Origin of the sequence: Tepidiphilus succinatimandens (assembly GCF_006503695.1) — a bacterium.
Lineage (GTDB): Bacteria > Pseudomonadota > Gammaproteobacteria > Burkholderiales > Rhodocyclaceae > Tepidiphilus > Tepidiphilus succinatimandens.
The window spans coordinates 14,666-37,877 of the sequence record NZ_SBIK01000016.1 but is presented as its reverse complement, the minus strand read 5'-3'; the positions used below and the strand labels follow the sequence as shown (position 1 = coordinate 37,877).

Below are 23,212 nucleotides of genomic sequence, written 5' to 3'. Positions count from 1 at the left end.
TCAACCGCGAAAGCCGTCCTTCCATTGACGCAGCAGACGGAAGCGCTCGACCGGATCGGCGGGGCAGTATCCGTAGTGCTGCGCAATCGCCGCAGCCACCGTCGGCGTATGCACCCTGAGAAAAGGGTTGACCGCGCGCTCGAGGCCGATCGTGCTCGGCAGCGTCGGTTCGCCCGCGGCGCGTTTTGCTTCGCAGCGGCCCTGGTAGGCGATGCGATCGGCGTTATCCGGCTCGACCACGGCGGCGAAACGCAGGTTGGCAAGGGTATATTCGTGGGCGCAGCACACGCGCGTCGTCTCGGGCAGCGCGGCGAGCCGCTGCAGCGAAGCGTACATCTGCGCCGGGGTTCCCTCGAACAGGCGACCGCAGCCGGCGGAGAAGAGGGTATCGCCGCAAAAAACGAAGTCCGCGCCGACATAGGCGAGGTGCCCGCGGGTGTGGCCGGGGATCTCCCAGGTGTCGAGCTTCAGGCCGAGCTCGGGAATTTCCACCGCCTCGCCCTCGCGCAGCCTCTGGGTGAGGCAGGCGATGTCCTCGGCGGCAGGTCCGTACACGGGAACGTCGTAGTCGGCGCGCAGTGCCGGCACGCCGCCGGTGTGGTCGGCGTGATGGTGCGTGACGAGGATGGCGGCCAGGCGCAGGCCGCGGGCGACGAGCGCGGCGCGCACCGGGTCGGTTTCGCTCGGGTCGACCACCAAGGCGTGTCGACCGTCGTGCAACATCCAGATATAGTTGTCGCTCAAAGCGGCGATGGGCTCGAGGAACGTTTGGGTCATGACTTCTCCTGAAATGCGAGAACCGGCTTTTCCCGCCTGGCTGGATACACCGGGCGGCGCACGGGTCTGGGCGTGGTGCGAGGAAGTCGTCGGCCGCTTCGTCACCGACGTCTTCGGATTCTACGCCATCCAGCTCGGCCTGCCGCAGCGCGATCTGCTCGCCTACAGCCGCATCCCGTGGCGCTGGCGCTGCGATCCCGAAGGCGGCGAGGTGCGCACCGCCTGGGACGAGCTGCCGTTCGAATCCAACGCCCTCGACCTGGTGGTGGCCCCGTTTGCACTCGATCGCAGCGCCGATCCGCACGCCCTGCTGCGCGAGCTCGAGCGCGTGCTGGTGCCAGAAGGGCATGCGCTGTTCTTCGGCTTCAACCCTTGGTATCCTTGGCGGCTGCTGTCACGGCACGAACGCTGGCCGCGACTGCCGGGCAGCATGACGGTACCGCGCCTCAAGGACCGGCTGCTCGTGCTCGGCTTCGAGCCGCGCGGTGGGCGTTTCGGCCTGTACGCTCCGCCCGGCGAGCGGCTGCCGCGCGCGCGTCGCGCGTTCGAGGCGGCGGGGGACCGCTGGTGGCCGCTCTTTGGCGGCGTCTACGTGCTCGACGCGGTCAAGCGCGTGCCCGGCATGCGGATCATCCAGCCTGATTGGCAAAACCGCAAGAAACAGCGCGCCGAGCGGCTCGCGGCGATCGCCGAGTGCACGAAGCTGAAAAGGGAATCGTGAGCGAAACGCGCAAGGTAGAGATCCATACCGACGGGGCCTGTTCCGGCAATCCCGGCCCCGGCGGCTGGGGGGCGGTGCTGCGCTGGAACGGTCACTGCAAGGAACTGTGGGGCGGCGAACCCGCCACCACCAACAACCGCATGGAGCTGCGGGCGGTGATCGAGGCGCTGCGCGCGCTGCGCCGGGCCGTGCCGGTGGCGATCTACACCGACAGCCAGTACGTGCAAAAGGGCATCACCGAATGGCTGCCGCAGTGGAAGCGCCGCGGCTGGCGCACCGCCGCTGGCAAGCCCGTGGCCAATCAGGATCTGTGGCAGGAGCTCGATGCGCTTGCGGCGCGTTTTCCCGTCGAATGGCACTGGGTGCGCGGGCATTCCGGGGACGAGGGCAACGAGCGGGCCGACGAGCTCGCGCGCCGCGGCATCGAGGAAGTGCGGCGGGGAGCCGCCGAGACGCAGGAGAAGTGAGCCATGCATCAGATCGTGCTCGATACCGAGACTACGGGGCTCGATTGGAAGAACGGGGATCGCATCATCGAGATCGGCTGCGTCGAGCTGCTGGCGCGGCGCCTTACCGATAACCGCTTCCACCGCTATCTCAACCCCGAGCGTTCGATCGACGCCGGGGCGGTGGAGGTGCATGGCATCACCGACGAGATGCTGCGCGATGCGCCGCGCTTTGCCGATATCGTGGACGAATTCCTCGACTACGTGCGCGGGGCCGAACTCATCATCCACAACGCCGCCTTCGACCTGGGGTTCCTCAACGCCGAACTCTCCCGTCTGGGGCGGGACCCGATCGAGACGGTGGTCAGCGGCGTGATCGACACGCTCAAGCTCGCCAAGACGATCGCCCCGGGCAAGAAGGCCTCGCTCGACGCGCTGTGCGAGCGCTACGGCATCGACAACCGCCACCGTACCCTGCACGGCGCGCTGCTCGACGCGGAACTGCTCGCCGAAGTCTATCTGGCGATGACCCGGGGGCAGGAAACCCTGATGCTGGACGCAGCGCCCGCGGTGAGGGTCCAAGGTGGCGCGCGGCGCGACGGCGCCCCCCGGCCGGCGCTGCGGGTGCTGCGGGCGAGCGAGGAAGAACTCGTCGCCCACGAAGCGGTGCTCGCCGAGATCGACCAAGCGAGCGGCGGCAAAACGCTGTGGCGCACGCTCACCGAGTAAGGCGGGGCGCTTCGTTTTCGGCTGCACGCAGCGCCGCGCGCAGGCGCTCGAACCACTCGATCGCCTCTCCCAGGGTGAGGGTGCGCGGATCGACGTCGGCGAGCGGCGCGAGCCAGGCCGGCAGCACTTCGATGCGCTGCGGCTCGGGTTCGGGCGGCAAGTCCTCGCCCGGTTCGCAGGCGAAGAGCTGCGGCTGGCGACTTTCCTCCATCGCGCGGGCCTCCAGTCGCGCCAGTTCCCGGCGGGCCTGGCTGAGCACGGCGCGCGGCATGCCCGCGAGCGCGGCCACGTGGATGCCGTAACTGCGGCTTGCCGGCCCTTCGCGCACCGAGTGGAGAAAGACCACCCGCCCCTCGTGCTCCACCGCTTCCACGTGTACGTTGGCGCAGGCTTGCAGCTCTTCGGCCAGGCGCGTGAGCTCGAAATAGTGCGTCGAGAAGAGGGTGAGGGCGCGATTTTTGCCATGCAGCTGGCGCGCGATCGCCCAGGCGAGCGCCATGCCGTCGAAAGTCGAGGTACCTCGGCCGATTTCGTCCATCAGCACGAGGCTGCGTTCGCTCGCGTGGTGCACGATGTAGGCCGCCTCCGTCATTTCCACCATGAAGGTGGAGCGGCCGGAGGCGAGATCGTCGCTTGCGCCGATGCGGGTGTAGATGGCATCGAGCGGCCCGATGACGGCGCGCCGCGCCGGCACCCAGGCACCGACGTAGGCGAGCAGGGCGATGAGCGCCGTCTGGCGCATGAAGGTGGATTTGCCGCCCATGTTGGGGCCGGTGATCACCAAGAGCCGCCGCGTTTCGCCGTCGAGCCGTACGTCGTTGGCTACGAACGTCTCCACCTGGCGCTCCACCACGGGGTGTCGCCCGCCTTCGATCGCGAGCCCCGGCGTTTCGGCGAATTCCGGCGCCACGTAACCGTAGCGCTCGGCGGCTTGCGCCAGCGAGGAAAGCCCGTCGAGCTCGGCGGCGGCGCGCCCGGCCTGCTGCAGCGCCGCCACCCAGGCGAGCAGCTGGCGCACCAGATCTTCATAGAGGAAACGCTCCCGCGCGAGCGCCCGCTCGGCCGCCGACAGCGCCCGGTCTTCGAAGGCCTTGAGCTCGGGCGTGATGAAGCGCTCGGCGTTCTTCATCGTCTGGCGCCGGCGGTAGTCGGCCGGCACCTTGTCGGCGTGCGTCTTGCTCACCTCGATGTAGAAGCCATGCACCTTGTTGTATTCGACCTTGAGCGTCGCGATGCCGGAGCGCTCCCGCTCGCGCGCTTCCAGTTCGAGCAGGAACGCGCCGCAGTCGTTTTGCAGGGTGCGCAGCTCGTCGAGCTCGGCGTCGACTCCCGGGGCGATCACGCCGCCGTCGCGCGCGAGCGCCGGCGGCTCGGCTGCGAGCGTGCGCTCGAGGAGCGCGAGCGCTTCGGGCGGCACGGCCAGGGCGTCGCTCAGGGCAACAAGGAGCGGCGCCTCGCGGTGCGGCTCGAGCAGGGCACGCAGCTCGGGCAGGCGGCGCAGCGAGGTGCGTAGCGCCGCCAGTTCCCTGGGGCGCACCGTACCGAGTGCGATGCGCGCGGCGATCCGCTCCAGATCGCCCAGGCCGTCGAGCCGCTCGAGGATCGCGGCGAAGGTGCGCGGTTGCGCGATCAAGGTTCCGATCACCGCCTGGCGCTCGCGCGCCGCTGCGGGATCGCGCCGCGGATGGTGCAGGGCGTGCTTCAGCCAGCGCGCGCCCATCGCCGTGCGGGTGAAATCGAGCGTGGAGAAGAGGGTAGGGGAGGATTCGCCTCGCAGCGTCTCCGTGAGTTCGAGGTTGCGCCGCGTGGCGGCGTCGAGCCACAGATAGTCGTCATCGCGCTCGAGGCGCAGCGTGCGCACGTGGGCGAGCTCGCTCTTCTGCGTCTGGCGCACGTATTCGAAAAGCGCCGCGGCCGCGGCGAGCGCCGGCTCGTGCGCCACTTCCACGCCGAAGGCGGCCAGATCCTGCACCCCGAAATGGGCCGTCAGCAGCCGCCGCGCGATCGTCGCATCGAACTGCCAGCCGGGCAGGCGGCGCAGCGGCGCACGCCCCGTCTCCAGCACCGGCGGCAAGGGCAGTTCCTCGGGCACGAGCACTTCGGCCGGGCGCAGGCGCTCGAGCTGGGCTTCCAGCTCGGCGGTCTCGCACACCAGCAGGCGAAAGTCGCCGCTCGCCAAAGTCAGGGTCGCCACGCCCGTCCTCCCTTTGCGGGTAAAAAGGGCGACAAGCGGCGCATCGCTGCGCTCGTCGAGCAGTGCCGCATCGACGAGCGTGCCCGGCGTGACGATGCGGGTCACCACCCGCTCCATCGGTCCCTTTTGCGCGCCCGGCTCACCCTGCTGCTCGGCGATGGCCACCGCCAGCCCGGCGCGTATCAGCCGCCCCAGGTAGGTCTCCAGGGCATGGAACGGAATGCCAGCCATGGGAATAGGAGCTCCGGCCGACTGGCCGCGGGTGGTGAGCGTGAGATCGAGCAGCCGCGCCGCCTTTTCGGCGTCCTCATAGAAGAGCTCGTAGAAATCCCCCATGCGAAAGAGCAGCAGGCACTCCGGATGCTGCGCCTTGAGGCGCAGGTACTGCTGCATCATGGGGGTGTGGGCGGAGAGATCGGCTACGGCCGGCATGACACGAACCGCCCTCAGCGGGGAAGCTCCGCCGGCAGATGCTCGCGCACCACGCCGAGCAGCGGCACGAAAACCTTGGGGGTGCCGGCCACGACGTTGCCGCTCTCGAGAAAGCCGCCCTCGCCGGAGAGATCGCTCACCAGGCCGCCCGCCTCCAGGATCAGCAAGGCCCCGGCGGCCATGTCCCAAGGCTTGAGACCGAATTCCCAGAAACCGTCGAAGCGGCCGGCGGCCACGTAGGCCAGATCGAGCGCCGCCGCGCCCGGGCGGCGGATGCCGGCGGTCTTTTGCGCCAGATCGCGGAAGATCGCTAGATAGGTGTCGATGTGGCGAAACTCGCGGAACGGGAAGCCCGTGCCGATGAGCGCCTGGTGCAGCTTCACCGTGCGGCTCACCCGGATGCGCCGTTCGTTGAGATAGGCTCCGCCGCCGCGCGAGGCGGTGAAGAGTTCGTTGCGCAGGGGATCGAAGACCACCGCGTGCTCCAAGACGCCGTCCTTGCGCACGGCGATGGAGATGGCGTATTGCGGCACGCCGTGGATGAAGTTCGTCGTGCCGTCGAGCGGATCGATGATCCACTCGAACCCTTCCCCGGCCAGTGCGCCCGATTCCTCGGCGAGGATGGCGTGTTCCGGGTACACTTCGCGGATCGTCTCGATGATCGCCTCTTCGGCCGCGCGATCGACCTCGGTGACGAAGTCGTTGAACGCCTTGGCTTCGATGGTGAGCCGCTCGAGCTGCAGCGCCGCGCGGTTGATGATGGCGGCGGCGCGCCGGGCGGCCTTGATGGCGATGTTGAGGGTAGGATGGACGATCATCGGCGAAATCCTCGGTGGTGAAACGCCCCTGCGGGCCAACCTTGGATTTTACCGTAAAGGGCGGCGGGGCCGGCGGATCAGGAACCGGCCTCGACCGTACGTTTCAGACCGTTCGCACCGACAAGGTGACGTCGATGTTGCCGTGAACGGCGTTGGAGTAGGGGCAGACCTGATGCGCGGCGAGCACCAAGTCTTCCGCCGCCTGTGGATCGACCCCGGCGAGCGCCGCCTCCAGGTCGACCTTGAGACGGAATCCGCCCTCAGGGGCGGATAGGAGAGAGACTGCGGCGGTGATGCTCACGTCGCGGTCGGCGAGCGCAACGCGCTTTTGCCGCGCCACGTGCATCACGGCGCTGCCGAAACAGGCGGCATAGCCGGCGGCGAAGAGCTGTTCGGGGTTGGTTCCTTGGCCAGTGCCACCCAATTCCTTGGGCATGGCAAGCTCGAGTTCGAGCAGACCGTCTTCGCTGCGCGCGTGCCCGTTGCGGCCATTGGTGACGGTGACTCGGGTGGTATAGAGGGCGTTCATCGGAGTCTCCTGAGTGGTTCGATTGGGATTTCATTATCCATGCAAACCCTTTGTCGTCGATGGCGATCGAGACGATCGTCCCGATAGATTTTCTCGATTGGGGCAAGCGGTCGATTCGTTCGCAGGCGTTGCGTTGTCCGCAGGGGTGATTTAAACTCGATCACGTCGATTGAATTTCAATCAAACTCGAGAGTTTGGGGGATGCCGAAAACCGATACCCGCGTTCTGACGGCTCATGTTCCCGTTTCCTTGGCCGAAAAAGTCGATGATCTCGCCCGGCGCATGGAGCGCTCTCGAGGTTGGATCCTGAAACAAGCGCTTGCGGCTTGGATCGCCCAAGAGGAAGAAAAGGATCGCCTCACGATGGAGGCGCTCGCAGACGTCGATGCGGGGCGGGTGCTCGAGCATCGGGCCGTCGAGGAATGGGCCGAACGCCTCGGCACCGATCAGCCTCTGCCGATGCCTGAACCGAGATGAGGAAGATACGCTGGACGGGCAAGGCCTTGTCCGACTTGGAGCGTCTCTACGCTTTTCTTGCCCCGAAGAATGAGCAGGCGGCCAAGAGGGTGCTGAAAACCCTGATTTCGGCGCCGAATATCTTGGTGACGAATCCCCGGATCGGGGAGCAGCTTTTTCAGTTCGCGCCGCGCGAGGTTCGTCGGTTGCTCATAAGCGATTACGAGATGCGATACGAGCTCCGTGACTCGGATATCTTCGTTTTGCGCATATGGCATACACGGGAGCAACGCTGAATTGTTGTCGCTTACGCTAGATCACGAGGGCATGCGATTGCTTTCCCGTGTGCGCGTCGTGCTGTGCCGCCCCTCGCATCCGGGCAACATCGGTGCGGCGGCCCGGGCGATGAAGACGATGGGGCTGTCCCGGCTCGTCTTGGTGGCGCCGCGGCGTTTTCCCGATCCCCAGGCCACGGCGCTCGCCTCGGGCGCGGTCGACGTGCTCGAGGGCGCCACGGTGGTGGAGACGCTCGCCGAGGCGCTCGCCGGAACCGTCGTGAGCGTGGCCTTCACCACGCGCTCGCGCACCTACGTTCAGCCTTTTCGCACGCCGGAAGAGAGCGCCCGGGAAGTGCTGCAGGCGCTGCACTCCACATCCGACACCCAGGCTGCGCTCGTCTTCGGCAACGAGACGAATGGCCTCGCGAACGAGGAAGTGTGGCAATGCACCTTCCCGGCGACGATCCCCGCCAATCCCGCGTATTCCTCGCTCAACCTCGCGGCGGCGGTGCAGGTGGCCTGTTACGTGCTCGCCCGCACCTGCGAAGCCTTTGCGCCGCAGGCAGGCGCCATCGCGGACGCACCCGATTTCGTGCCTGCTTCACACGAGGCGGTCGAAGGTCTGCTCGCGCAGTGGTTCGCCGTGCTCGAGCGGCTCGATTTTTACGATCCAGCTTCGCCGAAACGGCTGGAGGCGCGGCTGCGGCGGCTGCTTGCGCGCGCCCGGCTCGAACGGGCCGAGCTCGACATCCTGCGTGGCATGCTCAAAGCGGTGGCGCGTAAAATCCCGTAAAATGATCCGCCTTGCGGCGCAACCGAGAAAGGAACCCCTTCATGCCCTCCTGGCTGGAACGCCTGCGTGAAGACATCGACAGCATCCTGCAACGCGACCCGGCGGCGCGCTCGCGCTGGGAAGTGCTCACCTGCTATCCGGGCCTGCACGCCCTCTGGCTGCACCGGCTGGCGCATTTTTTGTGGACGAAGCGCTGGCGCTGGCTCGCGCGCTTCCTCAGCCACCTCACGCGCTGGCTCACGGGCATCGAGATCCATCCTGGCGCGACGATCGGCCGGCGCGTGTTCATCGACCACGGCATGGGGGTGGTGATCGGCGAGACCGCCGAGGTGGGCGACGATTGCACCATCTATCAAGGCGTGACGCTGGGTGGCACGTCGCTCTATCGCGGCGTCAAGCGCCATCCCACCCTGGAAGCCGGCGTCGTGGTGGGGGCCGGGGCCAAGGTGCTGGGTGGCTTTACCGTCGGAGCGGGGGCAAAAATCGGCTCGAACGCGGTCGTCGTCAAGCCGGTTCCGGCTGGGGCCACGGCGGTGGGGACGCTCGCGCGCATCCTCGAGCCGGAAAAAGAAGAGTCGCGCGACGAAGCCCGTCGACGCAAGGCCGAGGAGATCGGGTTCACCGCCTATGGGCTCACCAAGGATCTCGACGATCCGCTCGCCAAGGCGGTGCATGCGCTGCTCGATCACGCGGTCGAATCCGACCGGCGCTTCGCCGAACTCGTGCGCCGGCTGGAAGCGGCCGGCATCGCCTTGCCCGATCTGCCCGGCGAGGATCAGGGGTTCGATCCGCAGCGCGTCTCGCGCTGGGTGGAATAGCCCGGGATAGCAGAAACGCATCGCCCGAATAGTTGACTTTTTCAGTAGGGTAAGTTATCTTGCTTACGGCACGTCGGCCACGACCCGGCGGGAGGATGGACGATGCGACTGACGACGAAAGGGCGATTCGCGGTCACCGCGATGGTGGATCTGGCCAAGCACCAGGACAAGGGGCCGGTGGCGCTGGCGACCATCGCCGAGCGCCAGGACATTTCTCTGTCCTATCTCGAACAGCTCTTCAGCCGCCTGCGGCGCGAGGGGCTAGTGTCGAGCGTGCGCGGACCCGGCGGCGGCTACCGCCTCGGGCGGCCGATGGACGAGATCACCATCGCCGAGATCGTCGAAGCGGTGGACGAGCCGCTCGATACCACCCAGTGCGGCGGCAAGGAAAACTGCCAGAACGACCACATCTGCTCCACGCACCACCTGTGGAGCAACCTCAACGTGCGCATGATGGAGTATCTCGATTCCGTCACCCTGGGGGCGGTGGTGCGCGGCGAGATCAAGCGTGTCATCTCCCGTCGCCGTCCCCGCAAGAAGGCGGGCGAGGCGAGCGAGCTCACCGCCTGCGAGGCGTGCTGAGGCGATGACCTTCGCCGCAGGTGGCGTCTATCTCGATTGGAACGCCACCGCGCCGCTCGCCGCGGCGGCGCGCGCCGCGCTGCACGCCTGCCTCGATGACGAGCGGCTCGGTAACCCCTCCAGCCTGCACGCCGCAGGGCGCCGCGCCCGTACGTTGCTCGAAGAGGCGCGGCGTACCTTGGCTGAATGCCTGGAGTCCTCGCCGGAGGAGATCGTCTTCACGAGTGGCGGCACGGAGGCCAACGCGCTTTTTCTGCGCGGGGCGGCGGCGCGCCTGGAACCCGGCCTCATCGCCGTGAGCGCCGTCGAACACTCCAGCGTCTACGAAACGGCAAGGCTCCTTGCCGCGCACGGCTGGCGCCTGGTCGAGATCCCCGTCGATGCCGAAGGCCGAATCGACCCTTTTGCCTTCGAGCGCATCCTGCGCGAGCGTCCGGCGATCGTCTCGGTGATGTTGGCGCACAACGAAACGGGCGTGATCCAGGACGTGGCGGCGCTCGCCCGAGCGGCGCGCGAGGCCGGCGCTCTGGTGCATTGCGACGCGGTGCAGGCGGCCGGGAAAATGCCGTTGTCGCGGCGCGGCCTGGGCGTGCATGCGCTGACGCTGTCGGGGCACAAGTTCGGCGCGCCCCCCGGAATCGGCGCCCTCGTGCTCGCCCGTGAAGTGGCATTGGAGCCACTCATCACCGGTGGCGGGCAGGAGTCAGGGCGGCGCTCGGGCACGGAGAACGTGCCGGGCGCGATGGCCATGGCCGCGGCGCTCGCCGACTCGCTCGAAGCCAGAGAATCCTGGTACGCCCGCCTGCGCTCCTTGCAGCAGCGGCTGGAAGCGGGGCTCGCGGCGCAGGGGGCGGTGATCTTTGGCGCCGGGGCGACGCGGCTACCCAATACCACCTTTTTCGCGCTGCCCGGGCTGGAGGGGGCGGCGCTCGCCAGCCGGCTCGATCGCGCCGGTTTCGCGGTGGGGACCGGCTCGGCCTGTTCCAGCGGTGAGCCTGGCGCACCGCGCAGCCTTCTTGCCATGGGCGTACCCGAGGCGCTCGCCCGCGGGGTCGTGCGCGTGAGTACCGGCAGCAGCACGACCGAAGCCGACATCGACGGGTTTCTCGCCGCGCTCGCGCAGGCGGCAGGCGATCTGCGGCGCCTCGCGGCCCTGTGTGCCGATTGAAAGGATTCCTTCATGCAGCGACGACCGATCTATCTCGACTACGCCGCCACCACGCCGGTGGACCCCCGCGTGCGCGATGCCATGATTCCCTGGCTCACCGAGCGCTTCGGCAACCCGGCGAGCCGCACCCACGCCTACGGCTGGGAGGCGGAAAAAGCCGTGGAAGAGGCGCGCAGCCGTGTGGCCGAGCTCGTCGGCTGCGAACCGCGCGAACTCGTGTGGACCTCGGGCGCGACCGAGGCCGACAACCTCGCCATCAAGGGCGTGGCCGAGTTCTACCGCGACCAGGGACGGCATCTCATCACCCTGCAGACCGAACACAAGGCGGTGCTCGACAGCGTCAAGGCGCTGGAAGCGCGCGGATTCACCGCCACCTATCTGCCGGTGCAGGAAAACGGTCTGGTCGACGTGGACGAACTTGAACGCGCCCTGCGGCCAGACACGCTGCTCGTGTCGGTGGCGCTCGTCAACAGCGAGATCGGCGTCATCCAGCCGATCGAGGAGATCGGGGCGCTGTGCCGCGAGCGCGGCATCCTCTTTCACGTCGATGCGGCGCAGGCCACCGGCAAGGTGACGATCGACCTACAAAAACTCGACGTCTCGCTCATGTCCTTTTCCGCCCACAAGACGTACGGTCCCAAAGGGATCGGCGCGCTCTACGTGCGCCGTCGCCCGCGGGTGCGGCTGGAAGCGCAGATGCACGGAGGAGGGCACGAACGCGGTTTTCGCTCGGGGACGCTGCCCACGCACCAGATCGTCGGCATGGGGGAAGCCTATCGCCTCGCGCGCGCGGAGATGTCCGATGAGCTGCCGCGCATCCGGGCGCTGCGCGACCGGCTGCTCGCCGCCTTGCAGGAACTGCCGGGCATCCACCTCAATGGCGACCTCGAACATCGCGTGCCGCACAACTTGAACGTCTCGGTCGAGGGCATCGAGGGCGATGCGCTGCTCCTGTCGCTGGGCGAGGAACTGGCCGTGTCGGCCGGTTCGGCCTGCACCTCGGCAAGCCTCGAACCCTCCTACGTGCTGCGCGCGCTGGGCCGCTCGCCAGAGCTCGCCCGCAGTGCATTGCGCCTCACCCTGGGGCGCTTCACCACCGCCGAGGAGATCGACACGGCGATCCGCCTGCTGCGCGAGCGTATCCTTGCCCTGCGCAGGCGCTGAAGCGGAACCCCGCCGCACGAGCGGCGTCATTTCATCTACTGCAAGCAAAGGAAACGAAGACCATGACGATCACCCTGACGGAACGCGCCGCTGCCCAGGTGCGGCGGATCCTGGAAAAACGTGGCCACGGCCTGGGCCTGCGCCTGGGCGTGACCCCTTCCGGCTGCACGGGCTTTGCCTACAAGCTCGACGTGACCGACGCGGCGGGGCCACAGGATCTCGTGTTCGAGAGCCACGGCGTGAACGTGGTGGTGGCGCAGGAGGATCTGCCCAAGCTCGACGGCACGGTGATCGACTACCGCCGCGAAGGCTTGAACGAATCCTTCAAGTTCGACAATCCCAACGTGAAGGCGACCTGCGGCTGTGGCGAGAGTTTCGCCGTCTGAGAGAGCGCCGGGGAATCAATCTACTGCGCGGTCCGATTGCGTCGTTGGGCGGTGCTCATAGCGCCGAGGCGGGCAGGAGAAACACCTTGTCCTCGGCCGTCTCCGTGGCGAGCCAGGTGAAGGGGAGCTCGGGGAAGGCCGCTTCCACCAGTGCCCGGTTGTGCCCGACTTCCACGGCGAGCCAGCCCTGCGGCGTGAGGTGGCGCTTCGCTTCGGAGAGGATACGCCGCACCACGTCGAGCCCGTCTTCTCCCGCGGCGAGCGCGAGCGCCGGCTCGTGGCGGTATTCCTGCGGCAATTCGGCCATGACCTGCGCCGTGACGTAGGGCGGGTTGCTCACGATCAAGTCGAACGTTTCACCTCCGAGCGCCGAGAATACGTCCGAGCGCAGTAGCCGTACGCGATCCTGCAGGTCATAGGCTTCGACGTTGATCCGCGCGACTTCCAGCGCCTCGTCCGAGAGATCGGCCGCCACGATCTCCGCTTGGGGAAAAGCATAGGCGGCCATGATCGCGAGGCAGCCCGAGCCGGTGCACAGATCGAGCACCCGCTGTATTCTTTCCGGCTGCTCGAGCCAGGGCGAGAAGCGCTCCTCGAGCAGCTCGGCCAGAAACGAGCGCGGCACGATCACGCGCTCGTCCACGTAGAAGCGAAACGGTCCCAGCCAGGCTTCGTTGAGCAGGTAGGCCGTCGGCACTTTATCGACGGCGCGGCGTGCCACCAGCTCGGCCAGGCGTTGGCGCTCGGACTCGGTGAGGCTTGCGTCCAGAAACCACTCGAAGCGCTCGCGCGGCAGCTTCAAGGCGCCGCTCACCAGCCACACCGCCTCATCGAGGACGTCCTCGCAACCGTGGCCGTAGAACGCCTCTTCGCTCTCGAGCCGGGTGACGGCGTAGCGTACCCAGTCGCGCACCGTGATGAGCGCCTCGGTCTCGTCGTGCTCGTGGGCTTCGAACATCGGATCGTCTTCAGCTTCGTGCATGGGCTTCTCCGGCAGGGGGCAGCAAGCGTTCCAGGACGCCGCGATAGACGGCGGCGAGTGGCTCCAGTTCTTCGAGCGCCACGCATTCGTCGATCTGGTGGATGGTGGCATTGACCGGTCCGAATTCCACCACCTGCGGACAGATGGCGGCGATGAAGCGTCCGTCGGAGGTGCCGCCGCTGGTGGAGAGCCGCGGCGCAATCCCGCAGGCGGCTTCGACGCCGTCCGATAGCGCCGCGACGAGTTCGCCCCGGGGCGTGAGGAAGGGGCGCCCGCCCAGCTCCCAGGAAAGGGAGAAGGGCACGCCGTGGCGGTGCAAAATCGCCTCCACCCACTCCTGCAGGCCCTCCGGCGTCTGCTCGGAGGAAAAGCGGAAATTGAAAGTCATGCGGCATTCGCCGGGCACCACGTTCGTCGCACCCACCCCGGCGTGCAGGTCGGTCACCTGCAGCGACGTGGGCGGAAAATGTTCGTTGCCCCGATCCCATTCGGTGGCCACGAGTTCGGCGAGCGCCGGCGCCAGGCGATGCACCGGGTTATCGACCAGATGGGGATAGGCGACGTGACCCTGCTTGCCATGCACCGTGAGCCGGCCAGTGAGCGAACCGCGCCGGCCGTTCTTGATCGTGTCTCCGAGCACGCGCTCGCAGGTGGGCTCGCCCACCAGGGCGTAGTCGAAGCGCAGGCCGCGCGAGCGCAGAACCTCGACCACGTGGCGTGTGCCGTGCACCGCCGGCCCTTCTTCGTCGGAGGTCAGCAGAAAGCCGATGGAGCCGCGATGCGCGGGGCACCCCGCGAGGAAGGCTTCCACCGCGCACACCATGGCGGCGAGCGAGCTCTTCATGTCGGCGGCGCCGCGCCCGTAGAGCCTGCCCTCGGCCACCGTGGCGGAAAAGGGCGGAAAGCGCCAGCGATCCTCGGGGCCGGGCGGCACGACGTCGACGTGTCCGGCGAAGACGAAGAGCGGCCCCTCTTCCCCGCGCCGCGCCCAGAGGTTGGCCACGCCGCCCGCATCGAGCCGCTCCAGGGTAAAGCCGAGCGCGGCGAGCCGCTCGCCGATGAGCGCCAAGCAGCCGGCTTCCGCGGGCGTGACGGAAGGGCGGCGGATGAGCGCCTGGGCGAGTTCAAGGACGTTCATGTCTTGGTGCTGGCCAGCGAAGGAAACTCGATTTCGGTCATCTGCGAGGGCAGGTCGACGTCGGCGGGGGGAATGCCGCCATCCTGGATCGTGGTCTGCACCCCTGCGTTTTGCAGTTCCCACTGCAGGTTGGTGGGCGAATCGGCCTGGGCGATCGCCTCTTCCAGGGTGATGGCACCGCTGCGGTAGAGTCGCACCAGATCCTGGTCGAAAGTCTGCACACCCGGGGAGAGCGAGCGCTCCATCGCGTCCTTGATCATGGAGAGGTTGCCTTTCTCGATCATCTCGGCGATAAGGCGCGAATTGACGAGGATCTCGACCGCCGGGATGCGTTGCCCCTTCACGTGCCGCACCAGGCGCTGGGCCACGATGGCGCGCAGCGCCACGCTCAGATCCGAGAAGAGCAGCCCCCGGCTCTCCAGCGGATAGAAATTCACGATGCGGTTGAGCGCGTGATAGGTGTTGTTCCCGTGCAGCGAAGCGAGCACCAGGTGTCCGGTGAGCGCATAGGCGATCGCCGCCTGCATGGTTTCCAGATCGCGGATCTCGCCGATGAGGATGCAGTCCGGTGCCTGGCGCATGGCGCTCTTGAGCGCCTCGCCCCAGGAGAGGGTGTCGATCCCCACGTCGCGCTGGTTGACGAGCGATTTCTTGTGGCGGAAGAGGTATTCGATCGGGTCTTCCACCGTGAGGATGTGCCCCGGCAGGTTCGCGTTGCGGTGATCGATCATCGCCGCGAGCGTGGTCGATTTGCCCGAACCGGTGGGGCCGACGACCAGGATGAGCCCGCGTTTGCCCAAAGCCATCTCGCCCAGCACGGGCGGCAGCCCCAGGGCCTCGAACGAGGGGATGTCGCGGCTCACGTAGCGGATCACCGCCGCCGGGCTGTTGCGCTGCCAGAAGGCGTTGATGCGGAAGTTGCCGACATCGGACAAGCCCAGGGAGAAATTGAGCTCCTTGCGTTCGACGTAGCGCTGCCACAGCGCCTCGCTGGCGATGGCCTCTTCGAGGATGCGCCGCACCTGCTCAGGCTTCATCACCTGCTGGTTGATCGGTGCCACGACGCCGTTGATCTTGATGTGGATCGGCGCCCCCGCCGTGATGAAGATGTCGGAGGCGTTGCGATCGTGCATCGCGCGAAAGAGCTTTTCCAGCACCGGCGTGACGATGGGCATGATGGTCGCCTCCTCAGGCTCCGCGCAGCAGTTCGTTGATCGCGGTCTTGGCGCGCGTCTGCGCATCCACGCGCTTGACGATCACGGCGCAGTACAGGCTGTATCTGCCGTCGGGGGAGGGGAGGCTGCCGGGCACGACCACGGCACCGGAGGGCACGCGCCCGTACAGGATCTCGCCGCTTTCGCGGTCGTAAATCTTGGTGCTCATGCCCAGATAGACCCCCATGGAGATCACGGCGTTCTCTTCCACGATCACGCCCTCGACGATCTCGGAGCGCGCGCCGACGAAGACGTTGTCCTCGATGATCACCGGCCCGGCCTGCACCGGTTCCAGCACGCCGCCGATGCCCACGCCGCCGGAGAGGTGCACGTTCTTGCCGATCTGGGCGCAGGAGCCCACCGTGGCCCAGGTATCGACCATGGTGCCCTCATCGACGTAGGCGCCGATGTTTACGTAGGAGGGCATGAGCACCACGTTCTTGGCGATGTAGCAACCGCGCCGCGCCGCCGCCGGCGGCACCACGCGAAAGCCCCCTTCGCGGAAGTCTGCCTCGCCGTAGCGGGCGAACTTCGGCTCGACCTTGTCGAAGTAACGCGTCTCGCCGCCTTCCATGAGGCGGTTGTCGCGCAGGCGGAAGGAGAGCAGCACCGCTTTCTTGATCCACTGATTGACGTGCCAATCGCCCTCGCGTTTCTCGGCCACGCGGATCGCGCCGCGATCGAGCCCGTCGATCACCGCCTCCACTGCGTCGAATACCTCCTTGGGCGCGTTGCCGGGGGAGAAGCGCGCGCGCTCTTCGAACGCGGCGTCGATCAGCGATGCGATGCCTTGCCAGTTGGCCATGAGATCCTCCGTGGAGATGATTCCAGTTTCACCTAACGCGAAATGGTATCATGCGCGGCTCGAAGCCTTCATTGGTCTTCCTTTCACGCCGTGCGACTCATCAAGATCAAACTGGCCGGTTTCAAGACCTTCGTCGAGCCGACCACGCTCGTGCTCCCGGGCGCGCTGGTGGGCATCGTCGGGCCCAACGGCTGCGGCAAATCGAACGTGATCGACGCCGTGCGCTGGGTGCTCGGCGAGATGCGCGCCTCCGCCCTGCGCGGCGAGCAGATGGCCGACGTGATCTTCAACGGCTCGGACAAGCGAAAGCCCCTGGCGCGCGCGAGCGTCGAGCTCGTCTTCGACAACGCCGACGGCGGCGTGCCCGGCCCCTGGGGGCGATTCTCCGAGATCTCGGTCAAGCGCGTGGTCGTCCGCGGCGGCGAATCCAGCTATTTCCTCAATGGGCAGCGCGTGCGCCGCCGCGACGTGGTCGATCTCTTCCTCGGCACGGGACTGGGGCCGCGCGCCTACGCCATCATCGAGCAAGGGATGATCTCGCGTATCGTCGAGGCAAAGCCCGAGGAACTGCGCCGTTTCCTCGAAGAGGCGGCTGGCGTCACCCGCTACCATGAACGGCGCAAGGAGACGGAGGCGCGGCTGAAGGAGGCGCGTTCCAACCTCGAGCGGCTGGCCGACCTGCACGCCGAGCTCGCCGCCCAGGCCGAGACGCTTGCCGTCCAGGCCGAACGTGCCCGGCGCTATCGTGAGCTGGAAAAACGCCTGCGCCTGGCGCGGCAGCAATCCTGGGCGTTGCGGCGGCGCGAGGCGGCCGCGGCGCTTGCCGCCGGAGACGAGCGCATCGCCGCGCTCGAAGCCGAGCTGGAACGGCAGCGGCAGGAACGAACGAGTCTCGAAGCGGCACTCGAATCGGCCCGTGCCGAGGCGCAAGCGGCCGCCGCGGCGCTCGAATCCGCCCAGCAGGTCTATTTCGAGGCGAGCGCCCGGCTCGAACGCGTGATCGGCGAGCGGCGCCATCGCGAGGAGACGCTCGCTGCCCTTGCCGAGCGGCTCGAGCGCATCGGCGAGGAGGCAGGGCGCTGGCAGGAAGAGGGCGATCAGGCCCGCCTCGAGCGGGCGCGCTGGGACGAGCTCGACGCGCTCGCCCAGGCTCGGCGCGAGACGCTGCAGGAACGGCTGGAAGCGCTCGACGAGGTGCTGGAAGCGCTCGAGCGCACCCTGGAAGATGCCCGCCACGGCGCGGCGATCGCCGAGCGCGAGCGGCACGACGCCCAACGGCAGATCGCCGTCGAACGCGCCCGGATCGCCGCGTTGGAGCGCTCGCTGCAGGCGGGCGAGGCCCGGCTCGAGCGCCTGGCGCAGGAAGCCTCGTCGCTCGCTGGCGGCGACGAGGAGGCGCTCGAGCGCGAGCACGCGCGGCAAGAGACGCTCGCCGGGCGGGTCGAAGCGCTGCGCGAGGCGCTCGAGGCCGCGCAAACCCGGCTGCGCGAGGCGCAGGCGCAGCATGACGCATCCCAGGACGAATTCCGCCGGCTCGACACCGAGCTCGGTCGGCTCGAAGCGCGCCGCCGGGCGCTCGCCGAAACCCAGGCGCGCTGCGCTGGTGACTCGGGCGAGGGCGCAACGGCGCTGTGGCCGCGGCTCGAAGTCGCTGCCGGCTGGGAAACGGCGGCCGAAACGCTCCTCGGCCCCTGGCTCGGGGCGCGCCTCGCGCCGCTGTCCGAGGCCACCGTGCGGGTCGAGCACGCGCCGCGTCCCGGCGAAGCCTGGCTGTGGCAGGATCTTCCCTGCGAAGCGGGGTTGGAAGAAGGCGAGCCGCTGCCCGAAGGCGCGGTGCGGGCCGCAGCGGCGATCTCCGCCCGAGACCCGACGCTTGCCGGCGCCCTCCAGCGTCTCCTTGCCCATACCGTCTTCGTCGAGGCGATCGACGAAGCGCTGCTCGATTGGGCGCGCGAACGCGGGCTGCGCCTGGTCGACCGGCGAGGCTGGATCGTCGATCCCCATGGGGCGCGCAGCCTCGGCGCCGACGAACGGATGCTCGCGGGCATCCTCGAGCGCGCCCGCGAGCTCGGCACGCTGGAGGCCGAATGCGCCGAGCGCGAACGGCAGCGCGAATCCGCCGCGGAGAAACGCGCCCGCTGCGCCGCTGCCTGCGACGAAGCAAAGACGGCGCACGACGCCTTGCGCCGCGAGCTGCAGCAGGCCGAAAAGCTGCAGCGCGAGCACGCGCTCGAACTCGCCCGGCTCGAATCCGCCTTCGAGCACGCCCGCCGCCGGCGCCATGCCATCGACGAAGAGCGCACCGCCCTGCGCGAGCAGACCGAGCGCGAGCGCACCGAGCTCGCCACCCTGGAAGAGCGCATCGCTGCCCTGCTCGAACGCGAAGCCGCGCTCGAATCCTCCTGCCTCGAACGCCAGGCCGACCTCCGCCGCCAGCACGAGCGCCTCGAAGACGCCCGCGCGCAGCGCCAGGTGATTGCGCGCGAGCTGCAGGAAGCCGAATTCTCCTGCCGCGAATGCGCCCTCAAACGCGAGGAGAGCGAGCGCCGCGCCCGGATCGCCGCCGAGAGCCTCGAGCGGCTCGAGCGCGAGCGCGCCGAGCGCCTGGCCGAACGCGAACGGCTCGCCGACGCCCCGCTCGAAGAGGAATCCCTCGTGCGCGAGGCGCGCGAACGCGCTTCCAGCGCGCTCGCCCAAGCCCGGCTCGTGCTCGACGAACGTCACCAGAAGCTGCGCGAACTCGAAGAGACCCGCCAGCGGCAGGAATTCGCCCTGCAACCCCTGCGCGACGAACTCGAGCAGGCGCGGCTGCAGCGGCAGGAAGCAGCCGCGGCGCTTGCGCACGCCGAAGAGCGGCTCGCCGAACTCGGCGCCGATCTGGCCGCGCTCGAGCCTCAGCTCGACCATCTCGACGCCGCCAAACTCGCCCGCGAGACCGAGCGGCTGGGGCGCGAGCTCGCCGCGCTGGGCGAAGTCAACCTCGCCGCGCTCGAAACCCTGCGTCAGGTGGAAGAACGCAAGACGGCGCTGGAAGCGCAGCTTGCCGATCTCACCACCGCCATCGGCACGCTGGAAGAAGCGATCCGGCGCATCGACCGCGAGACGCGCCAGGCGCTCGCCGCCACGTTCGACGCCGTCGATGCGCATTTCGGCCGACTGTTTCCCCGGCTCTTCGGCGGCGGGCAGGCCAAGCTCGTGCTCACCGGTGAAGAGATTCTCGATGCCGGCGTGCAGATCCTCGCCCAGCCGCCGGGCAAGAAGAACGCGAGCATCCACCTGCTCTCGGGCGGCGAGAAGGCGCTCACCGCCATCGCGCTCGTCTTCTCCTTCTTCGCCCTCAACCCGGCGCCTTTCTGCATCCTCGACGAGGTGGACGCGCCGCTCGACGACGCCAACACCGAGCGCTACGCCCGATTGTTGCGGGAGATGTCCGGCACGACGCAACTTCTCTTCATCAGTCATAATAAAATCACGATGGCGGCGGCCGAGCAGCTCATCGGCGTCACGATGCAGGAGCAGGGCGTCTCGCGCATCGTCGCCGTCGACATCGACGAGGCGCTGCGGCTCGCCGAAACGCCCTGATTCCGGCCGCGCGCCGAGGCAAAGGAACACGCATGGATACCGATCTGCTCATCGCACTGGGAGGCGTGGTCGTCATCGTCACCGCCGGCTTTTTCGGCTACGGCAAGTGGCAGGAAACCCGCAGCCGGCGCACCCTCGAGCGCACCTTGCACACCCCGTCGCACGACCCGTTGCTCGATGCGGGCGAACGGGGGCCGGGCGACGCGCCCGGCAGCGACTTCACCGAAGAAGAGGGCGTGCTCGGCCCGGCGCACCGCGTCGCCCCCCGGCGCGAACCCGCCGCGGAAGCAGGGTTCGCCCGCACGCCACGGCATCACCCCGACAGCCTCAAGGAAGGGGTCGATCTCATGGTGCGCCTCGAATCGCTCGGCGGCATGGATGCTGCGGCGCTACGGGAAGCCGTCATGCGCGAATTCCGCGATTCGCCGCGTCCGGTCGGCTGGTACGTCTTCGACGACGCGAGCAACGACTGGCAGCCGCTCACCGCCAAGACCGAGGGTCAATACCACCTCGCGCTCGCCTCGCTACAGCTCGCCGACCGAACCGGCGCCATCGGCGAGAAAGAGTACCTGCGCTTCACCGGCGGTGTCGAACGCGTCGCCGACCATCTCGGTGCCGTGCCCGGGGCCATCGAATCGCGCGTCACCGTGCTCGAGCGCGCCGCTGCGCTCGACCGCTTCTGTGCCGAGGTCGACGTGCAGATCGCGGTGAACGTCGTGCCGCGCAACGCCCCCATTCCCGGTACCAAGATCCGGGCTGCCGCCGAAGCGGCCGGCCTCACGCTCGGTGAAGACGGCCTCTATCGCCTGCTCGACGACCATGGCGTCCCGCTCTATGCCCTCGCCGACCTCGACGGGCGGCCCTTGCGCCAGCCCGACATCAAGCTGCACCAGGCAAACGGCGTCACCCTCTTTCTCGAAGTCACGCGCATCCCCTCGCCGGTGGTGTTCGACCGCATGTTCACGTTTGCCGAGAAGCTCGCCGCCACGCTCGACGGCCAGCTGGTCGACGATGCCGGCAACCCCATCACGCCCGAGGCCGGCCGGCTCATCCGCGAGCGCATCGCCCAGATCCACCAGCGCATGAAGGCGCAGGAAATCCCTCCCGGCAGCGCCATCGCCCGCCGCCTCTTCGCTGGATGAAAGGACCACGATGACCTCCCATGCCCCGCCGGAGGCGGTCGAACGCGCCCGCTGGCTGCGCGAAGAGATCGCCCGGCTCGACTACGCCTACTACGTGCTCGCCGAGCCGCTCGTGCCGGATGCCGAATACGACCGGCTCTTCCGCGAACTCGTCGCGCTCGAAACCCGCTATCCCGAGCTCGTCACCCCCGATTCCCCCACCCAGCGCGTGGGTGGCAAACCGGCGCCCGAATTCGCCGAAGTCCGGCACGAAGTGCCGATGCTCTCGCTCACCAACGCCTATACCGACGAAGAAGTGCTCGCCTTCGACCGGCGCTGCCGTGAGCTGCTCGGCATCGAGCGCATCCGCTACGCCTGCGAGCCGAAGTTCGACGGGCTCGCCGTTTCTCTCATCTACCGCGACGGCCTCTTCAGCCTCGGCGCCACCCGGGGCGACGGTTTCACCGGCGAAGACGTCACCGCCAACCTGCGCACCCTCCGCTCCATCCCCCTGCGCCTGCGGCTCGACTCCCCGCCGACGCTGCTGGAAGTGCGCGGCGAAGTCATCATGACGCGCGAAGACTTCAAGCGGCTCAACGAAGCGCAGCTCGAAGCGGGCGAGAAAACCTTCGTCAATCCGCGAAACGCCGCGGCCGGCAGCCTGCGCCAGCTCGACCCGCGCGTCACCGCCAAGCGGCCGTTGCGCTTTTTCGCTTACCAGCTCGTGCGCCTCGAGGGGCACCCTTGGCCGGAAACGCACAGCAAGGCGCTCGCGCTCTTGCAGCGCTGGGGCTTTCCCCTGTCGGACGCGCGCGAAGTGACCGAAGGCGCCGAGGGGCTGCTTGCCTACTACCGCCGCATGGAGGCCGATCGCGACCGGCTCCCCTTCGACATCGACGGCGTGGTCTACAAGGTCGACGATCTGTCCGCGCAGCAGCGCCTGGGCACCATCGCCCGCGCGCCGCGCTGGGCCATCGCCCACAAGTTCCCGCCGCAGGAAGAGATCACCCGCCTCGTCGGCATCGAAGTGCAGGTCGGACGCACCGGCGCGCTCACTCCCGTCGCCCGGCTCGAACCCGTCTTCGTGGGAGGCGTCACCGTCACCAACGCTACGCTACACAACGAAGACTACATCCGCGACAAAGACATCCGCATCGGCGACTGGGTGGTGGTGCGCCGCGCGGGCGAAGTCATCCCCGAGATCGTCAAGGTGCTCCCCGAGCGGCGCGACGGCAGCGAACGCCCCTTCGTCATGCCCGAGCACTGCCCCGTGTGCGGCTCGGCGGTGGCCCGCGACCCGGACGAAGCCGCGGCCTACTGCACCGGCGGCATGTACTGTCCCGCCCAGCGCAAACGCGCCCTCGAGCATTTCGCCTCTCGTCTGGCGATGGACATCGAAGGGCTGGGCGAGAAGCTCATCGAGCAGCTCGTCGATCTCGGCTGGGTCGAAACCCCGGCCGATCTCTACGACCCCGACAAAATCAATGCCGATCGGCTCGCGAGCCTGCCCCGCATGGGGGAAAAATCCGCCGCCAAGCTGATGGCCGCCATCGAGCGCAGCAAGAAGACGACGCTCGCCCGCTTCATCTATGCCCTTGGGATCCGGCACGTGGGCGAGGCCACCGCCAAGCTCCTCGCCGGGCACTTCGGCTCGCTCGACGCCCTCATGAACGCCAGGCTCGACGAGCTCACCGCCATCGAAGGCATCGGCCCGGTGGTGGCGCAGAGCATCCGCGACTTCTTCGACGAGCCCCACAACCGCCAGGTGATCGAGCGCCTGCGCCGGCTCGGCGTGCATTGGGAAGAAAGCGTCCCCGCCAAGAAGAGCAGGGCGCTCGCCGGTCTCACCTTCGTGCTCACCGGCACGCTACCGCGCTTGACGCGCGAAGAAGCGAAGGCTCTCATCGAAGCGCACGGCGGCAAGGTGAGCGCCTCCGTGTCGAAGAAGACCGATTACGTCGTGGCTGGCAGCGAAGCCGGCAGCAAGCTACAGCGGGCGCTCGAGCTGGGCGTTCCCGTCATCGACGAAGACACGCTCGAGCGCCTGATCGCCGAGCGCAGCACAACCCAAGGATGAAC

The 23,212-nt window shown here is 68.2% G+C and carries 21 protein-coding genes and 1 pseudogene; 14 read left to right on the top strand and 8 right to left on the bottom strand.

Annotated features, from left to right (window positions below; translation table 11 throughout):
• Entirely contained in the window at positions 1-777 is a 777-nt protein-coding gene (gene gloB / locus EPD82_RS09970; RefSeq protein WP_141056560.1) for a hydroxyacylglutathione hydrolase, read from the bottom strand.
• On the opposite strand from gloB, the gene EPD82_RS09965 reads away from it, so the two are divergent.
• Genes EPD82_RS09965 through dnaQ form a run of 3 tightly spaced genes read left to right on the top strand, consistent with a single transcriptional unit; the run spans position 776 to position 2,673 of the window.
• A complete protein-coding gene (locus EPD82_RS09965; protein ID WP_206202270.1) occupies positions 776-1,498 on the top strand; it encodes a class I SAM-dependent methyltransferase in 723 nt (240 codons plus the stop codon). The two genes, gloB and EPD82_RS09965, sit on opposite strands and share 2 nt — an antisense overlap.
• Entirely contained in the window at positions 1,495-1,965 is a 471-nt protein-coding gene (rnhA, locus tag EPD82_RS09960) for a ribonuclease HI (RefSeq protein WP_055422764.1), read from the top strand. The genes EPD82_RS09965 and rnhA overlap by 4 nt, the downstream gene beginning before the upstream one ends.
• A 3-nt stretch (positions 1,966-1,968) precedes the next feature.
• A complete protein-coding gene (gene dnaQ / locus EPD82_RS09955) occupies positions 1,969-2,673 on the top strand; it encodes a DNA polymerase III subunit epsilon (RefSeq protein ID WP_055422763.1) in 705 nt (234 codons plus the stop codon).
• Here the strand turns inward: dnaQ and mutS are convergent.
• The 3 genes from mutS to EPD82_RS09940 all read right to left on the bottom strand — a co-directional run bounded on the left by mutS (position 2,663) and on the right by EPD82_RS09940 (position 6,646).
• The gene (mutS, locus tag EPD82_RS09950) at positions 2,663-5,299 is read right to left on the bottom strand and encodes a DNA mismatch repair protein MutS (RefSeq protein ID WP_206202269.1); all 2,637 of its coding nucleotides are present in this window, start codon (positions 5,297-5,299) and stop codon (positions 2,663-2,665) included. The two genes, dnaQ and mutS, sit on opposite strands and share 11 nt — an antisense overlap.
• Before the next feature lie 14 nt (positions 5,300-5,313).
• The gene (locus EPD82_RS09945; protein WP_141056559.1) at positions 5,314-6,117 is read right to left on the bottom strand and encodes an inositol monophosphatase family protein; all 804 of its coding nucleotides are present in this window, start codon (positions 6,115-6,117) and stop codon (positions 5,314-5,316) included.
• Positions 6,118-6,220: 103 nt separating this feature from the next.
• Positions 6,221-6,646: an organic hydroperoxide resistance protein gene (locus tag EPD82_RS09940; protein WP_141056558.1), complete on the bottom strand. Its 426-nt coding sequence runs from the start codon at positions 6,644-6,646 to the stop codon at positions 6,221-6,223.
• Positions 6,647-6,847: 201 nt separating this feature from the next.
• Between EPD82_RS09940 and EPD82_RS09935 the strand changes: the two genes are divergently transcribed.
• The 8 genes and pseudogenes from EPD82_RS09935 to EPD82_RS09900 all read left to right on the top strand — a co-directional run bounded on the left by EPD82_RS09935 (position 6,848) and on the right by EPD82_RS09900 (position 12,291).
• On the top strand, positions 6,848-7,123 hold the full coding sequence (locus EPD82_RS09935) for a CopG family ribbon-helix-helix protein (RefSeq protein ID WP_141056557.1): 276 nt from the start codon (positions 6,848-6,850) through the stop codon (positions 7,121-7,123).
• Entirely contained in the window at positions 7,120-7,398 is a 279-nt protein-coding gene (locus EPD82_RS09930; protein WP_141056556.1) for a type II toxin-antitoxin system RelE/ParE family toxin, read from the top strand. The genes EPD82_RS09935 and EPD82_RS09930 overlap by 4 nt, the downstream gene beginning before the upstream one ends.
• A gap of 31 nt (positions 7,399-7,429) precedes the next feature.
• Positions 7,430-8,173, top strand: coding sequence for an RNA methyltransferase (locus EPD82_RS09925; protein ID WP_141056555.1), 744 nt, complete (start codon positions 7,430-7,432; stop codon positions 8,171-8,173).
• Between the two features lie 41 nt (positions 8,174-8,214).
• Entirely contained in the window at positions 8,215-8,991 is a 777-nt protein-coding gene (gene cysE / locus EPD82_RS09920) for a serine O-acetyltransferase (protein WP_141056554.1), read from the top strand.
• 102 nt (positions 8,992-9,093) lie between these two features.
• The gene (locus EPD82_RS09915) at positions 9,094-9,573 is read left to right on the top strand and encodes an Rrf2 family transcriptional regulator (RefSeq protein ID WP_055422758.1); all 480 of its coding nucleotides are present in this window, start codon (positions 9,094-9,096) and stop codon (positions 9,571-9,573) included.
• 4 nt (positions 9,574-9,577) lie between these two features.
• A complete protein-coding gene (locus EPD82_RS09910; protein WP_141056553.1) occupies positions 9,578-10,741 on the top strand; it encodes a cysteine desulfurase family protein in 1,164 nt (387 codons plus the stop codon).
• 12 nt (positions 10,742-10,753) lie between these two features.
• Positions 10,754-11,896 (top strand): annotated as a pseudogene (locus tag EPD82_RS09905) (IscS subfamily cysteine desulfurase); the annotation flags it as partial.
• A gap of 71 nt (positions 11,897-11,967) precedes the next feature.
• A complete protein-coding gene (locus EPD82_RS09900) occupies positions 11,968-12,291 on the top strand; it encodes a HesB/IscA family protein (RefSeq protein WP_055422756.1) in 324 nt (107 codons plus the stop codon).
• Positions 12,292-12,346: 55 nt separating this feature from the next.
• On the opposite strand, the gene prmB is transcribed toward EPD82_RS09900, so the two are convergent.
• From prmB to dapD, 4 genes are read right to left on the bottom strand one after another with little or no spacing between them, the layout of a single operon-like run.
• A complete protein-coding gene (gene prmB, locus EPD82_RS09895) occupies positions 12,347-13,273 on the bottom strand; it encodes a 50S ribosomal protein L3 N(5)-glutamine methyltransferase (protein ID WP_141056551.1) in 927 nt (308 codons plus the stop codon).
• Positions 13,260-14,411: a succinyl-diaminopimelate desuccinylase gene (dapE, locus tag EPD82_RS09890; RefSeq protein WP_055422754.1), complete on the bottom strand. Its 1,152-nt coding sequence runs from the start codon at positions 14,409-14,411 to the stop codon at positions 13,260-13,262. The genes prmB and dapE overlap by 14 nt, the downstream gene beginning before the upstream one ends.
• Positions 14,408-15,586 (bottom strand): PilT/PilU family type 4a pilus ATPase, encoded by a 1,179-nt coding sequence (locus EPD82_RS09885; protein ID WP_141056550.1) that lies wholly within the window; start codon positions 15,584-15,586, stop codon positions 14,408-14,410. The genes dapE and EPD82_RS09885 overlap by 4 nt, the downstream gene beginning before the upstream one ends.
• A gap of 13 nt (positions 15,587-15,599) precedes the next feature.
• Complete coding sequence (gene dapD, locus EPD82_RS09880) at positions 15,600-16,430, bottom strand: 2,3,4,5-tetrahydropyridine-2,6-dicarboxylate N-succinyltransferase (RefSeq protein ID WP_055422752.1); 831 nt, start codon at positions 16,428-16,430, stop codon at positions 15,600-15,602.
• 90 nt (positions 16,431-16,520) lie between these two features.
• Between dapD and smc the strand changes: the two genes are divergently transcribed.
• From smc to ligA, 3 genes are read left to right on the top strand one after another with little or no spacing between them, the layout of a single operon-like run.
• Positions 16,521-20,012 (top strand): chromosome segregation protein SMC, encoded by a 3,492-nt coding sequence (smc, locus tag EPD82_RS09875; protein ID WP_170210823.1) that lies wholly within the window; start codon positions 16,521-16,523, stop codon positions 20,010-20,012.
• A 32-nt stretch (positions 20,013-20,044) separates the two neighbouring features.
• Complete coding sequence (locus EPD82_RS09870; RefSeq protein WP_141056548.1) at positions 20,045-21,154, top strand: cell division protein ZipA C-terminal FtsZ-binding domain-containing protein; 1,110 nt, start codon at positions 20,045-20,047, stop codon at positions 21,152-21,154.
• A gap of 10 nt (positions 21,155-21,164) precedes the next feature.
• Positions 21,165-23,210: an NAD-dependent DNA ligase LigA gene (gene ligA, locus EPD82_RS09865; RefSeq protein WP_141056547.1), complete on the top strand. Its 2,046-nt coding sequence runs from the start codon at positions 21,165-21,167 to the stop codon at positions 23,208-23,210.
• The last annotated feature ends 2 nt before the right edge of the window (positions 23,211-23,212 follow it).

Bases quoted from the DNA above. Each gene is read 5' to 3' on its own strand.
- EPD82_RS09965 (WP_206202270.1), top strand. From the start codon at position 776: ATGACTTCTCCTGAAATGCGAGAACCGGCTTTTCCCGCCTGGCTGGAT.
- gloB (WP_141056560.1), bottom strand. From the start codon at position 777: ATGACCCAAACGTTCCTCGAGCCCATCGCCGCTTTGAGCGACAACTAT.
- dnaQ (WP_055422763.1), top strand. From the start codon at position 1,969: ATGCATCAGATCGTGCTCGATACCGAGACTACGGGGCTCGATTGGAAG.
- mutS (WP_206202269.1), bottom strand. From the start codon at position 5,299: ATGCCGGCCGTAGCCGATCTCTCCGCCCACACCCCCATGATGCAGCAG.
- EPD82_RS09945 (WP_141056559.1), bottom strand. From the start codon at position 6,117: ATGATCGTCCATCCTACCCTCAACATCGCCATCAAGGCCGCCCGGCGC.
- EPD82_RS09940 (WP_141056558.1), bottom strand. From the start codon at position 6,646: ATGAACGCCCTCTATACCACCCGAGTCACCGTCACCAATGGCCGCAAC.
- EPD82_RS09935 (WP_141056557.1), top strand. From the start codon at position 6,848: ATGCCGAAAACCGATACCCGCGTTCTGACGGCTCATGTTCCCGTTTCC.
- EPD82_RS09930 (WP_141056556.1), top strand. From the start codon at position 7,120: ATGAGGAAGATACGCTGGACGGGCAAGGCCTTGTCCGACTTGGAGCGT.
- EPD82_RS09925 (WP_141056555.1), top strand. From the start codon at position 7,430: ATGCGATTGCTTTCCCGTGTGCGCGTCGTGCTGTGCCGCCCCTCGCAT.
- cysE (WP_141056554.1), top strand. From the start codon at position 8,215: ATGCCCTCCTGGCTGGAACGCCTGCGTGAAGACATCGACAGCATCCTG.
- EPD82_RS09915 (WP_055422758.1), top strand. From the start codon at position 9,094: ATGCGACTGACGACGAAAGGGCGATTCGCGGTCACCGCGATGGTGGAT.
- EPD82_RS09910 (WP_141056553.1), top strand. From the start codon at position 9,578: ATGACCTTCGCCGCAGGTGGCGTCTATCTCGATTGGAACGCCACCGCG.
- EPD82_RS09900 (WP_055422756.1), top strand. From the start codon at position 11,968: ATGACGATCACCCTGACGGAACGCGCCGCTGCCCAGGTGCGGCGGATC.
- prmB (WP_141056551.1), bottom strand. From the start codon at position 13,273: ATGCACGAAGCTGAAGACGATCCGATGTTCGAAGCCCACGAGCACGAC.
- dapE (WP_055422754.1), bottom strand. From the start codon at position 14,411: ATGAACGTCCTTGAACTCGCCCAGGCGCTCATCCGCCGCCCTTCCGTC.
- EPD82_RS09885 (WP_141056550.1), bottom strand. From the start codon at position 15,586: ATGCCCATCGTCACGCCGGTGCTGGAAAAGCTCTTTCGCGCGATGCAC.
- dapD (WP_055422752.1), bottom strand. From the start codon at position 16,430: ATGGCCAACTGGCAAGGCATCGCATCGCTGATCGACGCCGCGTTCGAA.
- EPD82_RS09870 (WP_141056548.1), top strand. From the start codon at position 20,045: ATGGATACCGATCTGCTCATCGCACTGGGAGGCGTGGTCGTCATCGTC.
- ligA (WP_141056547.1), top strand. From the start codon at position 21,165: ATGACCTCCCATGCCCCGCCGGAGGCGGTCGAACGCGCCCGCTGGCTG.